The 13,995-nt window shown below is 60.3% G+C and carries 12 protein-coding genes and 1 pseudogene; 2 read left to right on the plus strand and 11 right to left on the minus strand.

Features of this window, described 5'->3' with window-relative positions:
- Nucleotides 1-109: 109 nt before the first annotated feature.
- The 6 genes from LOY31_RS19700 to galE form a co-directional block, all read right to left on the minus strand.
- The gene (locus LOY31_RS19700) at nucleotides 110-2,188 is read right to left on the minus strand and encodes a YjbH domain-containing protein (protein ID WP_258712102.1); all 2,079 of its coding nucleotides are present in this window, start codon (nucleotides 2,186-2,188) and stop codon (nucleotides 110-112) included.
- Nucleotides 2,185-2,949, minus strand: coding sequence for a capsule biosynthesis GfcC family protein (locus LOY31_RS19705; protein WP_408980454.1), 765 nt, complete (start codon nucleotides 2,947-2,949; stop codon nucleotides 2,185-2,187). Before LOY31_RS19705 ends, LOY31_RS19700 begins: the two co-directional genes overlap by 4 nt.
- A complete protein-coding gene (locus LOY31_RS19710; protein ID WP_258712103.1) occupies nucleotides 2,946-3,611 on the minus strand; it encodes a YjbF family lipoprotein in 666 nt (221 codons plus the stop codon). Before LOY31_RS19710 ends, LOY31_RS19705 begins: the two co-directional genes overlap by 4 nt.
- 11 nt (nucleotides 3,612-3,622) lie before the next feature.
- A complete protein-coding gene (locus LOY31_RS19715) occupies nucleotides 3,623-4,738 on the minus strand; it encodes a polysaccharide biosynthesis/export family protein (protein ID WP_309475623.1) in 1,116 nt (371 codons plus the stop codon).
- A gap of 90 nt (nucleotides 4,739-4,828) precedes the next feature.
- A complete protein-coding gene (locus tag LOY31_RS19720; protein WP_003226528.1) occupies nucleotides 4,829-5,065 on the minus strand; it encodes a hypothetical protein in 237 nt (78 codons plus the stop codon).
- A 227-nt stretch (nucleotides 5,066-5,292) separates the two neighbouring features.
- Nucleotides 5,293-6,282, minus strand: coding sequence for a UDP-glucose 4-epimerase GalE (gene galE / locus LOY31_RS19725; protein WP_258713624.1), 990 nt, complete (start codon nucleotides 6,280-6,282; stop codon nucleotides 5,293-5,295).
- 1,344 nt (nucleotides 6,283-7,626) lie between these two features.
- Here galE and LOY31_RS19730 point away from each other — a divergent pair.
- Nucleotides 7,627-7,878, plus strand: a pseudogene (locus LOY31_RS19730) (sugar phosphate nucleotidyltransferase); the annotation flags it as partial.
- A 47-nt stretch (nucleotides 7,879-7,925) separates the two neighbouring features.
- A complete protein-coding gene (locus LOY31_RS19735) occupies nucleotides 7,926-8,333 on the plus strand; it encodes a mannose-1-phosphate guanylyltransferase (protein ID WP_230732050.1) in 408 nt (135 codons plus the stop codon).
- 3 nt (nucleotides 8,334-8,336) lie between these two features.
- Here the strand turns inward: LOY31_RS19735 and LOY31_RS19740 are convergent, their stop codons facing one another.
- Genes LOY31_RS19740 through LOY31_RS19760 form a run of 5 tightly spaced genes read right to left on the minus strand, consistent with a single transcriptional unit; the run spans nucleotide 8,337 to nucleotide 13,989 of the window.
- Nucleotides 8,337-9,485: a GDSL-type esterase/lipase family protein gene (locus LOY31_RS19740; protein WP_258712105.1), complete on the minus strand. Its 1,149-nt coding sequence runs from the start codon at nucleotides 9,483-9,485 to the stop codon at nucleotides 8,337-8,339.
- A 12-nt stretch (nucleotides 9,486-9,497) separates the two neighbouring features.
- The gene (locus tag LOY31_RS19745) at nucleotides 9,498-10,541 is read right to left on the minus strand and encodes an acyltransferase family protein (RefSeq protein ID WP_207983422.1); all 1,044 of its coding nucleotides are present in this window, start codon (nucleotides 10,539-10,541) and stop codon (nucleotides 9,498-9,500) included.
- Between the two features lie 12 nt (nucleotides 10,542-10,553).
- Complete coding sequence (locus tag LOY31_RS19750; RefSeq protein WP_007951624.1) at nucleotides 10,554-11,657, minus strand: hypothetical protein; 1,104 nt, start codon at nucleotides 11,655-11,657, stop codon at nucleotides 10,554-10,556.
- The gene (locus LOY31_RS19755; RefSeq protein ID WP_103386748.1) at nucleotides 11,648-12,880 is read right to left on the minus strand and encodes a polysaccharide biosynthesis C-terminal domain-containing protein; all 1,233 of its coding nucleotides are present in this window, start codon (nucleotides 12,878-12,880) and stop codon (nucleotides 11,648-11,650) included. The genes LOY31_RS19750 and LOY31_RS19755 overlap by 10 nt, the downstream gene beginning before the upstream one ends.
- Complete coding sequence (locus LOY31_RS19760) at nucleotides 12,877-13,989, minus strand: polysaccharide pyruvyl transferase family protein (protein ID WP_007951622.1); 1,113 nt, start codon at nucleotides 13,987-13,989, stop codon at nucleotides 12,877-12,879. Before LOY31_RS19760 ends, LOY31_RS19755 begins: the two co-directional genes overlap by 4 nt.
- Between the last annotated feature and the right edge of the window lie 6 nt (nucleotides 13,990-13,995).

A 13,995-nucleotide genomic window follows, 5' to 3' on the forward strand; every position in this document is an offset into this window, starting at 1 on the left:
CAGGATTTGCTATTCACCTCAAACAAATGTGGGAGCGAGCCTGCTCGCGATAGCGGTGGAACACCGCCCGGAGCAACCCCACTCCCACTGACTCCCCGCTCTCCCGAACCTACTCGGTAATCTTCCCGAAGTTGCGGTAAAACATGTCCCCTTCCCGACTGTCCGTCATCGAATGCAGCTGGAAGCTGCGATTGAGCCGCGCACCACCGTCACGGGTCAGCGGCGCCCACACCAGGTTGGCGCGGCGCATGGTCGACATGCTCATCATTTCGTCGAACGGGATCGACAGGTACAGCCCCTTGTCGAAACTACCCTCGCCATACTCGGCGCTGCCGGCGGTGGTGATCGTCGCCCAGGCGCCAAAGCGCACGCCGTTGAAGAACTCGCGGGAGATATCCACCGTGCCGCCAAAGTCGCCCGCCAGGTAACGCCCGACGCTGACCGCGGCCAGCGTGTCGAACGGCAGGTCGGTGTAGCCGGTGATGTGGCCGGTCCAGACCGAGTAATCGCGCAGGCCGAAACCCTGATCGAATTCACGCTGACGCACGTAGTTCAGGTCCGCACCGATCGACCAGCGCTTGCCGGTTGGACGAAACAGCACCTCGCCCCCGACCCCGGCGAACATCGACTCCAGATAACCGCCGTAGACCATGCCGTACAAATCCTTGTCCAGTTGCTCGGCGTGGCTGACCTGGAACAGCGGCATGGTGGTGTCCGACGTGGTCAGGTACTGACGCAAATCGGTGCGCACACGCGGCAGGCCGCTCGGTGCGTCGTAGGTGAACTTGTCGAAGTTGTTGATCAGGTTCTGACTGAGCAAGCCGTTCCACCAGGTGTTGCGATTGAAGCGGTACTCGGCGTCCAGATCGGCAGTGAACTGATAGAGCAAACCATCGGGGCCGCCGACGTTCTGTTTGAAGCCCAGGCCGACGCCGTAATTGAAGTGCTGCGGCGCTTCGGTGTAGAGGGTTTTCTCGTTGCGCGGCATCGCCGGGTTGATCTCGGTGGTGCGGTGCAGCGATTCCAGCGGCTCCTCGTTGTTGAGCACTTCGCGGAAGGTCTGCCGGGGCACGCTGGTTTCTTCCAGCGGCAGGTCGTAGCGCTTGTTGACCACGGTGAACCAGTCGATGTCGTCGTTGACGCTGTTGTCGAGAATCCGGCTCGCACGGCCGACAGCCTTGGGCGAATGGAAATAGCGCTGCTGCTCGCCGTACACGATCAGTTCGGAATCGCGCTGGGTGATGCGCTCGACCTTGTAGCCGGCGTTCTGCTGCAAGCGGCGCGACACGTCGGCCCAGTTGACCTCCTCCATCGTCGTGGCCGGCGCCTTCGCCGGCAGCGGTTCGGCCGGTGGATCGAAGGTCTTGGCCGGGGCCTTGCGACTGACGAAATTGGTGTGGAACGTGACGCCGAACATCGCCGTGTTGCCCCGCTCCCACGCGGCGCTCAGGTCGAGGGAATCGGTCACCTTGAACACCGCGCCGAGGTTGATCGGCGAGTCCTGCTTGATGATGTTGTCCTTCGGCTCGTGCTTGTAATCGTTGCCTTCGTATTCGAGTTTCAGGCTGAGGCGATCCCAGGGTGTCTGGTAACTCACGCCGCCGAAAAACGCAGGCTTGCCGCGAAAGTACGACCCGGCGTTGACGTCACCGGTGCCTTCCAGATCGGGTCTGGTTTTGAAGCGATCACTGGCCCAGCCCAGCGGGTTGTCGAAGTCGCCGCGATTACCGATGTAACCCCAGGCGATGCCGGCGCTGAAATCGAAATCGTCGTAGCGCTTGTTGGCGACGAAGAATTCACTGGCAAACAAACCGGTACCACCGATGTCTCGAAAGCCCAGCGCCACTTCCGGCGCCCAGTGGCTTTCCTGCCACAGCCGGACCTTGGCGTCGACCGCCTTGTCCTTATAGCTCTGGCTGCCGCTCAGCGCTTCGGAACCGTACGGACGGTTGGTGATGGCGGTGTAGCGAAACGAACCTTCCAGCCAGTCGAGCGGCTGCAACGAAACGCTGTATCGGCTGTACGGTTCGGTGCGGTTGGCGTTGACGCTCAACTCACCGGCGGGCGACATGCGCGCGGTCGGGGTCTGCAACAGACCGACGCCGCCGAAGTCATTCTGGGTAATGCGTGGCTCGGCATGCACCAGGCCACACGGCAATAACAACACTGCTGCAAAACGCAAATTCAACGAACCACCTCAGCCAACTGCGTGGCAATCAATTCGGCCAACTGCTGATTCAGTTCAGGGACAGGCGGATCCAGATCATCGTTTTTCACCGGCACCAGAATCTTGCTGCCGGCCACGGGCATCTGCCCGCTCTCGCGGTTCCAGTGGGCGATGCCGACCCGCCGCGATTCGCCGTTGGGCTGGATCAGCCACAGGTAGTCGGCATCGGCGTCGGCCTCCAGCAACGTGCAGCCCTGCAGGTATTCGCGGGCTTCCTGCAACGGCTGGTAAGGCAAGCGGCACGGCTCGGCGACCGCGCCCAGCACTTCGACTTCGTCGACCCGTTTCGGGTAGATCAGTTGATCGCCATCGTCGAGACGGATGTTGCGGGCGAAACCGACTTCCACCGCCACCGGATCGAGATCGGCGATCTGCCGCCCGGTCACCGGCATCTGCCGGACCTGCTCGGCCAGTCGCTGTGCCAGCGCCGCACGACTCGGCTTGTCGAACAGCATGGCCATGCGATGCAGCACATCCAGATCGAACAGCACGCCGACCTTGAGTCGCGTCTGTTCTTCCAGCAATGACTGACGCAACAGAACGCCCGCCAGCCAATAACCTTCGGCATTCGGCACGGCCTCGCCGATCACATCGCGCAAACGCCCGCCCGCCGGCAATTCGACCGGGCCGGGGTTGGCGACATCACCGCTGACGATGACCGCTGCCTCGCTGCCCCCGGTGAGCAACATCAAACACGCCGCCAGCGCTCTGAGCCGCTTCACGGGAGATGCCTGCGGTCAGGGGTCAGTTGCACGATCCTGACCCGCAACTGCGAGGTCAGTTGCTGCTCACTCTGCACAATGAAACCGTCCACCGGATCGACCCAGTAACGATTGGTCGCGCGCAGGCCGATGGCCGGCGCGTCAATTTGCTCATCGACACGCAGCACGGTGTATTCCTTGTCGAGAATCTCGAGGGTTTCGAGGGCGCGGCGGGAGAAGCGGCTGTTGAGGATGATCCCGACTTCCTGGCCCTTGTAGAGGTCGATCCAGCGGCGGCTGGTGTAGCCGTCGGTGATTCGGTGCAGGCCTTGTTTGAACGGCGAGTCATCGGACAGGCGAGTGCCGTCCAGATCACCCTCCGCGCCCAGACCGATGCTGCGCATCGCCAGGCCGTCGCGCATCAGCAGCACCTGCTTGCCGGAGGCGACCCAGAACTGCAGGTCCTCGCGTTCGCGCACCAGCGCCAGCACCCCGGAACCGGACGGTGTGGTCAGTTTGAGTTGGGGATACTTGACCCCGGCCACCTGCTCCGCCGACACATCGAGTTCATCCGGCCCGATGACCGACGCCTTGAGGTTGTTCAACGAAGCGCTCATCAGCGGATTGCAGCCACTCAACAAAACGGCCGCCATCAGGCACACGCCCACTTTCAACGTTTTCACAGTCGGCGGCCTTATTTGCTGTTGTTACTGTATTCGCTCCAGTTCTTCGCAGCGGAAGCCCCCGTCCCGACAATCGATGCCGACGGCACCAACTGGCTGATCAGGCGATTCCAGCGAGTCACGTTGGCAGGCCCGACATACACCACGTCCTGGGGCCGCACTTCGAAGTGTGAGGCGAGCGCCATGGCGGTCGGCGACTCGGCTTCCAGCTGATAGATTTTCGCCGGCTCCACGTCGAGGTTTTCCACCCCGCGAATCACGTACACGGCGTTGCCGTTGGAGGTGGTCTGGCTCAAGCCGCCGACCGAGCCGAGTACGTCGGACAGGTTCATGGTGGCAGTCTTGAAGCTCAGCGCACGGGGCTGGTTGACCTCGCCCATCACGTAGATGCGCTTGTTGTCGTTGTACGGCAGATACAGCTGATCGCCTCCCTTGAGGTAGACGTTCTGCAATTCGGAATCCTGCTGATTGAGCGCATCGAGATTGAGCGGATAGACCCGCCCGTTGCGCGTCAGCATCAGCCCGGACAAGTCGGCATTGTTGGTATCGACACCGGCCGAACCGAGGGCCTCGACCACGCTCAGCGGGTTGGTCGAAATCGCCTGGGGGCCGGCCTTGGTGACGGCGCCCGAGACCACGACTTTCTGGCTGGCGAAACGCAGCACCGCGACATCCACTTGCGGCTCGGCAATGAACGCCGAGAGGCGTTGCTCGATGTCCGAGCGCAGTTGCTGGATGGTTTTGCCGGCGGCCTGGACTTCCTTGATGTACGGGTAATACAACGTGCCGTCAGAGCGCACCAGACGACCGTTGGCGTCGATCTGCTGTTGCGCACCCGAAGGGGCGGTCAGCTCGGGATGATCCCAGACCGTGATGTACAGCACATCGTTGCTGCCGATGCGGTATTCGGCCGGGGTCGCCAACAACTCCGCCGGCACCGACTCACGCTTGTACGTGGCGCGGTTCATGGCGATGAGCTTGGGGGTGATCTGAATGAGCTCGACCCGGCTGCTTTCGCTGGCGCCCTGGCGCGTGATGCTACTGGTGCTCAGGTACTGGCCGGGGGAGAACATGCAACCTTGCAAAGCGATACTTGCCAACAATAAAAGAGAAAAACGACGGGTCATAATGGCACTACGCTATTCAAGGGCGAATCCAAAAACAAAGTCACCCGACTTTCGTCGGGCGACCTTGTACTGCACCAACAGATACTTCAGTTAGTTGTGCGTGCCGGTTGTACCCGTGGTACCGGTGGTACCCGTTGTACCGCCGTTGGCACTTCCACCACTGTTGGACGCCGCTACAGCACTGGCGACCATGGCAGTACTGGCAGCAGGCGCTGTAGAAGCCGCGACACTGCCAGATACATTGGTCACTGCTGTAAGCGGCGCTTCAGCTGCGGAGGCCCAGTTGCTCAACATCGTCAACAGGGCGATCGCCATCACTTTCTTCATATCAACTCCTTTCTAACATTGCACCTGAACATCGGGTGTTCGTTAGAGGTGGTAGAGTTCAAGTCGCAAAAAGCGCGAACAAGATCCGTTGTTCTTTCACAGTCTTATCCAACTGATAAAAGTCGAACGGCAGGTTTATATCTACGGACTTGCAAAAGGCATTGCCAGTCTAATTTCCCGACGATATCTAACAACCTGACTGAAACTAACATTGCACTAAAACGCCATCATCCCTGATAACCCCGGGGATGATTCGATTGCCAGCGCCAGGTGTCGGTGACCATGTCCTGCAAGTTGCGCGTGGCTTTCCAGCCAAGTTCCTTCGCCGCCTTGGAGGCGTCGGCCCAGCTCTCGGCAATGTCCCCGGAACGCCGTGGCATCACGCGGAACGGCACGGGCTGCCCGCAGGCCTGCTCGAAGGCGCGCAGCACCTGCAACACGCTGTAGCCGTCGCCGGTGCCGAGGTTCCAGGTATCAATGCCGGTGCGGTCGGCGATCGATTGCAGGGCTTTCAAGTGCCCGTCCGCCAGATCGACGACGTGGATGTAATCGCGCACGCCGGTGCCATCGACCGTCGGGTAATCGTCGCCGAAGATCGACAATTCCTTCAGGCTGCCGACCGCCACCTGGCTGATGTAAGGCACCAGATTGTTGGGGATGCCGTTGGGGTCTTCGCCCATCTGGCCGCTGTGATGCGCGCCGATCGGGTTGAAGTAGCGCAGCAGAGCGATGCTCCAGCGCGGTTCGGACTGGCACAGGTCGCGCAGCACGTTCTCGACGATCAGCTTGGACTGGCCGTAGGGATTGGTCGGATTGCCCGTCGGGAAATCCTCGCGAATCGGCATCTGCGCCGGCTCGCCGTAGACTGTGGCGGACGAGCTGAACACCAGCCGGAACACCCCCGCCGCCGCCATCGCCTGACACAGCGTGATGCTGCCGCTGACGTTGGTTTCGTAGTATTCGAGCGGCTTGCGCACGCTCTCGCCCACGGCCTTGAGCCCGGCGAAGTGCAGCACGGCATCGATGGCGTGCTGCTGGAAAATCCGGTCCAGCAGGGCCCGGTCACAGACATCCCCGCGAATCATCAGCGCACTTTTGCCGCAAATGGCTTCCACCGCGTGCAAGGCGGCGTCGCTGCTGTTGCAAAGATTATCCAGAACTACAACTTCATAACCTGCTTCAAGTATTTGCAAGTGTGGTGTGGTCGAGCCGATCAGTACCTATATAGTGTCCGTCTGCCTACCCAATCTCCCCTCGCGGCTAACCACATCTTCAATTTAGCGCCATATACACACTGGATATGCTAGGACGAACATAAGTCGTGGCCATCCCACACCACGGGCGAGGTGTCGTAGGTCAACAGAACACCTTAATCCTCGGGGTGAGTAGGTGCGCCCATTGGCGTCGTGCTTGTCGTGTGTTGGGGGTTTTTGTTTAAATGGTGTGTTTGATTTCAACAACGGGATGCAGTGCGTGACAAATAGAGACGACACTCGTATTGAAGCATAAGGTCGTTAGAGACTACAGCTCATTTTCACAAGTCTCGACGCGCTGTGGCTACTTAAATATATTTCTATTACAATACTGAATACATACTAAAGGACGTGTCCTTTGATCGGCCACGAGGTGGCGTCACACATTCTAGGAAGATGTGGGAATAAACGGTAGCCCCAGACAACGCGGGCACACTTCCGCACTTAGCATGCCAGGAACTCGAGGGACGATACATGCATCATGTGGACACAAGGGAAGATATGGAGGGCTCAGCGAGGCGGTGGAAGGATACAGGACATGACCGAATTATGAATGGATGCACAATAAGCAACAGTGTGGTAGGTAGCTCATACCACGGGGTCAGTCTCGATCGATTTTACACGCGTGTACATATAATGCGATCTAGTGTGACATACACCTCTAAGGGAATACAGACTATCATAGACACGGTGTGTGTCTGAGGTGTGTACATGGAGGCAGGAGGAAGGATTGTGGCACCATAAAGAGGAGAAAACGTAATATCTCGATCATAAGGGTGTGTGGTGTCAAAGAATAAAAGACGGCTCGTGACAATAATGCATGTCGCTCAGTTAGGACGTGTCACATAGGCGTGGAGGAACCTCTTGTGATGAAAGGAAATGTATGGATATCGCTGAACACGGCGAGCACCTGGCGGTTTGGCAAGCGTTTCTTGCCGCCACCAAGCCTGCCGATTGGAGAGTGAAGGCTAGGCGGAGCGAACATGGGCCGGACGGGGAAGGCGACGCCGGAAAACACTGACCACACTCGCCAACCCCAGCTCCGGCACCGAGATAGAAAAATCTCCACTGTGCTGTCGAACGAGTCCACACCCCTGAACGAGCCGCACCACCGGATTCCTCCGGGCGGGCCCCGATCACGACCCAGCTGTTGCGACACCGTGGCGCTGCCATCGAAGGACGCCGACACCAGAGCAGCCACAGCGGTTGTCGGCGTCGCCACGCAGGAAGTCCCCCGACCAACCCACAAGTTAGGCGATCCCGCAGCGAGCCGAGCACCCGGTCAACCGCGTAAAAACCGGCCCCGCCCAAGACGCACCGTCGAACCTGGCGATCATCGGCCGCTACATCCTCACGCCGGACATCTTCGACCTGATCGCCGACACCGAGCCGGGCAAGGGCGGCGAAATCCAGATCACCGACGCCTTGATGAAACAGGCGCAGAACGGTTGCGTGCTGGCCTACAAGTTCAAGGGTCTGCGCTTCGACTGCGGCGACGCCGAGGGTTACCTGCAGGCGACCAACTTCTGCTACGACAACGTTTACCTGAAGGGCCGCTGAGCGGCCCCCACTGATTCATTGCAGCACGCACATCCAACGAGGCAACCATGAACATTGCACAACATTCCGCAGAGATTGAACGTGAGGTGGACAACCTCGGGGTGATGAGCTGGTTATCCCGCCATCAGCCATTGCCCAGCGCCAATGGCCCGTGGCTGGGCACCCTGCTGCTGGTCGACCGGATCGGCGTGTTTCCCTCCTCCGGGGACATACGCCGAGCGATCCGCGATCCGTATCCCCTGCTCGCCCACCTGAAACGGATCTACGGCGAACAGGCGCTGGAGGTCGATGACCGCGACGGCCTGAAGGTGATTTTCAGCGACTGGCGTTTTCGCGTGCGGATCTGCTGCAACGACCCGGCGATCATCGTCAACGTGGAAACCCGTTGCGTGACGCAGTTGATGCCGCAGAAAACCGCAGAGCTGCTGAGCCATCTGGATCTGTTCGACAACTGACGGCTACTTCGAAGTCTCGCCACAGTTGTCCTGTGGCGAGACTTTTTGCTGTCCGCCCACGACCCAACGATAGAAGTAATCGGCAATCACCCGCCCGCCCGTGGCCGGCACTGGATGAATCTTGTCCGGACCAATCATGGCCGCCGCGTAGCGTTTGACGTCGGTGCCGAACGCGCATTGCAGATTGGCATAACCCAGCTGTTGCTCACGGGCCCAGGGCTCGATGACCTGCGCATAAGCCGACATCGGATAGGCGCTGGAGCGGGTGGTGTCCTGACGCAGGATCAGGTTGATGCTCGCCGCCGGTTGAATCTCGCGGAGCATGCCGACCAGCCCCTGGACATTGTGCAAATACTGCTCGGGCTTCACGCCAAAACCCTGGTCGTTGCCACCGAGCATGATCAGGTAAATGTCTGCGGGAATCTTCGACACCACGGCTTTCCACTGCGCCTGCCAGCGGGCATCGTCGTGATAGAAATCAGCGGACGCCGCGCCGGACGCTGCCAGTTTCGACACCCGAACCCCGTTCTGATCGTTGCTCAGCCACAGGCCGAACAGGGTCGGCGCGCCCTTCACCACTTCCAGTCTGAAAGCCCAATCGGTGGCTGCCGACGTGCCGGACAGCGGGACTTCCTGAACGCCCTCGCCTGCGAGTTTCAACGGCTGCCAGTCGGCAGAAGGTGACCAGCGATAACGCAACTCGCTGGACTCACCGTTGCCGAGGTAAAGCAGTTTCGCCTGAGTGACGGCGGTGTTGATGGCAGGCGTCGGACTGGCCTCAACTTGCAGCCAGGCGCCGGGGCGGCCGGTCAACGTGCGACTGTCGGGGCTGGCCTGGCCGAGGCCGGAGACCTGCCAGTCGCCGCCGAAGTATTTCTCGCTGCTGCGGGTGTACTTGAAATGCGTGCCACCCAGCGCTGCGCCGTGGTTGAAGCCGACGTAGCCCGGCCCGGCAAACCCGACCTCCCCGGCCACCCGTTGCACCAGTTTGTTCAGGTAGAAATCCTGCCCGGCGCTGTAGCTGTCGCCGATCACCGAGATCGACAACACCTTACCGGCCTTGCCTTCACGCCACTGGCCAAACCGCTCGCGAGCGTCGCCGATTTGCACCACCGACGCCGCCACTGGCGGCACATCATCAACAGCCAGCATGGATCGCTTCCTTCATCGGATCTGCGCCACCGGAGCGATGGTCGCCGCCGGTTTCTTTTTGGTCGCGGCACGTTCGCCGAGGAACAGCACGGAGGTGAAATTGAACCGACTGAAAATCATCGACAACACCACCGGCCCGAGCAAGCCACACGTCACGCCGCAGAACACCAGCACGCTTTCGTCTTTCACGCCCAAGCGGCCGAGAATCGAGCGCGACGTGGCGGCGAACAACACGTGAAACAGGAAAATCGCGTAGGAGTAACCGCCGAGCCAGGTCAGCGCCTTCGAGCGCATGTCACTCGACAGCAACGCGAGGCAGGACACGCAGCCCACCGTCAGGCCGATGAGGCTGCGGCGGTCGACGATCAGCTCGCGGTCCACCGACGCCACGTACAGCAGCGTCAGCGAGATCAGCACAAACACCAGCGGGCCGATCACCTTGAACGTCTGCTTCAGCTCGCTGACTTTCTCCTGGCCGATCATGCCCGCCACGAAGAACGGCAACAGATAAATCGCCCCGTTGATGCCGAATGCGTCCAGCGGAAACGGCGGCAACAGAAACACCGCCGCCGCAAACGCGAACAACAGATACAGGCGCGTCGGTGTACGCAGCAGCCCGCGCCATTCCAGCAGGCCGACAAACATGAAAATAATGAACACCGCCTGCAGGAACCAGAAGTGGTTGATCGGCACATAGAACGACAACAGCGCATCCATCACGCTGACATCCTTGTTCACGCCCGGCCCCACCGCCTGCAACACCGAGAACGGCACACCGACGCAAAACAGCGGCACGATCAGGCGCCGCACCTTGCCGCTGAAGAACGCGGAAAAGTCATTGCCGCGAATCTTGTAGATGGAATAGATGTAGCCGGAGATGAAGGTGAACAGCGGCATGCGCACGTACACCATCGAATCGGCGATCACCCGGAACGGCGAGCCGATGTCGATTTTCAAACCACCGCCCAACGGCCCGATCACGTGATAGAGCACCAGCAACAGGCACGCCAGGCCACGCAGGGTTTCGATCTCCAGGGACTTTTTCTTGCTCGACATAAAGCACCCGCCTCAATTCAGAATTCTTGATTCAACCTTCACCGGTTTGTTCGCCCGCAGCATCAGACCCAGGCCCACGAACAGCACCGGTACCACCATCGAAAAGTGCCGGGCGAACGAGCCGAAGTCCGGTTCAAACAAGCCTTGAACCAGCAGGAACGCCAATGGAATCGCGATCAGCTCCTTGGGTTTGGTCTGGATCGGCGCACCCTTGTAATCGGTAGATGTAATGACTTTGAACAGCAGCAGCGCGGTCATGATCATCAACGCCACGAAGATCACCTGACCCGGCCCGGACAGCAGGATCAGCTCAACGGGGAACGACAACCGGAAGAAAATGATCATCGAGTCCAGGGCCTGCGAGACGAAGTCACTGCCACTTAGCCAGGAGACGATCAGCGATTTGGAACCCTCCTCGCCCGCCGTGCGCAGTTCGTTGTTGCTGGCGCGAATCGACGACACCGGAAAGCCCAGCGCCAGCTGGATCGCCATCGCAACCGCCAGGTAGAACAGAAACAGCATCAGGAAGAAGGTGGTGCGCGAGACGTATTTCTTCATCACGCAGACGCCGACCCACGACAGCGAAAACAGGATCCAGTACGGCCGGATCAGCACGCCGTAGATCACCGCCGAAAGGAAAAATCCGCCGCGATATTTGCGCGTCAGCGAGCTGAACAGAATGCTCAGCACCGCCACCGACACAATGATTTCCTTGGTCAGGTTTTCCAGGAAAAACGAACGGACGATGCCCCACAGGCACAGGGTTCCGAAGATGGTCAGCGGCATGCGCCGGAACACCACCACGGGAATCGCCGTGAGGAAAAAGTTGCAGAACATCCCGTAGGCCCAGGCGTTGGTCAGGTTGATCCCGGTGGGCCGCAGCAGGAACGCCGAACACTCGTAGGACGAGCGATCCGGCGAGAACGGGTTCCAGAAATTACAGTTGTCGGCCCGGGCGTAGGACGACCACAGGGTCATCGCATCCGGGCCCGGATCGCGGGGAATCAGCAGCGGCATCGCCACCGACAGAAACAGCCCGGTGAACAGGATCAGGAACGACAGCGAGGAATCGAGTCGGCGGCCGCGAAACTCGATGCACGGCAGTTTCAGGCCCATGACACGACAGCCTTTTTCGCGCGCGTGGCACGAGTCAGCAGCGCAATCACGGCGAGCTGCACGATGATCGCAAAGACGTTGCCCCAGGCCGCGCCGTAGATCGAATAGTGCTTGATCAGCAGGTAACTGACCGGCACTGAAACCAACAGACAAATAGCCGCACTGGCGAGGGACACCCGACTGTTTTTCGAGGCGATCAACCCGCCCCAGACGATGTCGCCAATGGCGCGCAGGGCGAAGGAGAAAATCAGCACACCAAGAATGCCGTTGTCCGGACGCGGAACGCTGGTGGCGACGTAGTCGAGCACCACGTTGAAGAACAGATAAATGCCCACCGCGACCGCCGCGGACACCGCCAGCGACCGTGCGACCCATTTGTTCACGAACAACTGCCGGACCGTGAACGGTTGCTGATCGGCCTGATAACGCTTGGCGAGCAGCGGAATGCCGACCACCGCCACCACCGCGTAAGACAACGCCTGCAAGGTGTTGGCCGCCGACCACGCGTACACGTATTTACCGAGGCTGGCGTAAGGTTCGAGGTCGATGATCAGAAAGCGCTCGGCGTACTGACTCAGTGCGATCAGGCCAGTGCCGAGGTAAAACGGCAACCCGGCCTTCCACACGGCCGCCGTCGCCAGCGTCCCCTCTTCCCGCCCACGATGGACATTCACCACGATCAGGTAACCGGCGACGATCACCAGCACGTTGGCGATGACCCACAGCCACAGCACGCTGGCGATTGCGGACACCCAGCCGAGCGCCATTCCGCCCACGGCCAGCAGCGCCCAGAGCCCGGTCTTGATGAAAAACAGCAACGCACCCGCCGTGGCTTTCTGCGCGGAGAACACGAACGAGTTGATCTCGAACGACAGGTGTTCGGTGAGCAGCACCAGCGTCACGCAGGCGATCAGCGCAGCCGTCGCTTCCACCGACTGGAACAGCGAATAAATCACCACCGTCAGCACCGACAACGCCAGACCCACGGCCAGGTACAGCAGCAGCACCTTGTCCACGACCCGGCGCGAACTGCCGCCCACGCTGATCAGCCGGTTGATCTCGGAACTGAAACCGACGCTGTAGAACTTCGACGCGATCAACGACGCCGCGACCACCACGCCGTAAAAACCCAGCGCCTCGTAACCGAGGTAATGGGTGATGGCGAGCACCAGCAAGAACTTCGCGCCCAGTGCTCCGCCGCGCAGCAACAGCCGGAATATCATCGAATGACGCCCTTGATGATGTCGTCCATGGCCACGGTTTTCGCCTCGATCTCGCGGCAGGTGTCGGTCAGGCGTTTGCCGAAATTCGACAGCGCGTCAGGCGCGTAAACGGTGTCGATGATGGTGTCGACATTGATGTCGCCGCCGTTGATGACCCAGTCCTCGACGCCCATGTCCTGATAGGCGCCGAAGCCTTTGCGTTCGTAGCTGATGTGGTACGCCGGCACCCCCGAAAGCAGCGATTCGATCGCGCCGTGCAGGCGTACGGAAATCACCAGGTCCGGTTGGTATTTGGCCAGCGTCGCCTTCAGCGGCAGCAGGTCTTCGGTGATGCCCAGTTCGCGATAGAACGCGCCGTCATCGTTACCGCGCACGGCGCTCTGTACGGCGCAGACCACTTTGCTTTTGTTCTTCAAACGCTGCAGCAGCACTTTCAGGTTGGCCACGTAGGCAAGTTTCTTTTCCTTGCTCCATGCCGGCGGCTTGCGTAGCACCACGCACACCGTGGCCGGCGTCGAGGCGCAGCGGGTGAACTTGGGTTGCTGAAGGATCTTGCCGGCCAGCGCCTGCACCGCGAGGTCCGGTGCGCGGTAGACATTCTCGCAAGCATCGAACAGCGCCGAGGAACGGTTATCGCGCACGAACACCGCATCGGCGCTGGCGTAGTGGCCGACGATCTTGTCGCTGTCGCCGTGGAACGGCCCGATACTTTGCGGCAGGTACACCGACGGCACTTTGCTGAGGATCGCGGTTTCCAGTTGCTTGGCGTGGCCGAGTTTCAGCTTGATGTGCTCGAAGGCGCTCTTCGAACGCATGTAGCCGCCGCCGACGCCGACGATCAGATCGGTTTTCTTCAACAGATCCGCCAGCCCCGCGTAGGACTGGTTGAGGAACACCGCTTCTTTGACCCGACCCAGGCCCTTCGCCGCCATCACCGGCGCGTCGAAACGCGGGTGCGGCAGGTACTTGAAAGAGTCCGGATCGGAAGCCACAACGCTGATCGCGGTGTCTTCGCCAAAGTTGCGCTGCACCAGCGCAATGGCCAGATCGACCAGCAGACCATCGCCGGAGTTGGAGGCACTGTAGCCATGCAAAATCGTTACGTTCATGAGCGG

Origin of the sequence: Pseudomonas sp. B21-021 (assembly GCF_024749205.1) — a bacterium.
In the GTDB taxonomy this organism is placed as follows: Bacteria; Pseudomonadota; Gammaproteobacteria; order Pseudomonadales; family Pseudomonadaceae; genus Aquipseudomonas; species Aquipseudomonas paraglycinae.